This window comes from Vibrio sp. 1288 (assembly GCF_033344475.1).
On record NZ_JAWPOX010000415.1, the window covers coordinates 1 to 758 of the forward strand.

At 49.9% G+C, this 758-nt stretch carries 1 protein-coding gene; it reads right to left on the minus strand.

Annotation, left to right across the window (positions count from 1 at the left end; translation table 11 throughout):
* Positions 1-758 (minus strand): L-serine ammonia-lyase, iron-sulfur-dependent, subunit alpha (locus R8O11_RS27130; protein ID WP_318194862.1); only part of this gene is annotated, 758 nt, incomplete at both ends.

Below are 758 nucleotides of genomic sequence, written 5' to 3' on the forward strand. Positions count from 1 at the left end.
ATACCGAGAGAGTGTTCCATTGCAATTTCAGCTGCGATACAAATTTGCTCGTTGCTGCCTCCTCGCAAGGCGGTTAGGCCAGCCGCAGCCATAGAAGAGGAAACTCCCACCTCACCTTGACAGCCGACTTCCGCCCCAGAAATGGACGCGTTGGTTTTGTATAAAATACCAATCGCTCCAGCAACGGCGAGAAAGTCTTTTAATTGCTTAAGGTCCAGCTCTTTGATGAATCGATGGTAGTACATCAATACTGCTGGGATAACGCCTGCGGCACCGTTAGTTGGTGATGTGACGACTTGCCCGCCTGCCGCGTTCTCTTCGCTGACCGCAAAGGCAAACAAGTTAATCCAGTCCATGATCTCCATTGGATCATTTTCTACTGCTGCATTCGCTTCTAGTTTTTTCAACAGATTCGGAGCTCGGCGAGTGACGTTCAAGCCCCCTTCAAGGATCCCTTCAGTATCGAAACCACGCTGCATACACAGTGACATCACTTTCCAAATTTGTTCAGCTCTTTGGTCAATTTCTTCTTGCTCTCGAAATGCCAGCTCATTTTGCAGGATCATGCCACCAAGGCTGAGGCCATTTTTCTCTGCTTTTTCCAACATTTCGTCTGCGGATGAAAAAGGGAAAGGTACTTCTGCGCTGGCTTGTTGGCCGCCATGTTCGAGCTCTGCCGCTGTCGCAATAAAACCACCACCGATAGAGTAGTACGTCTCAAAGGCGACTTGAGCTCCTGCGGCATCGAGCGCGGTGAT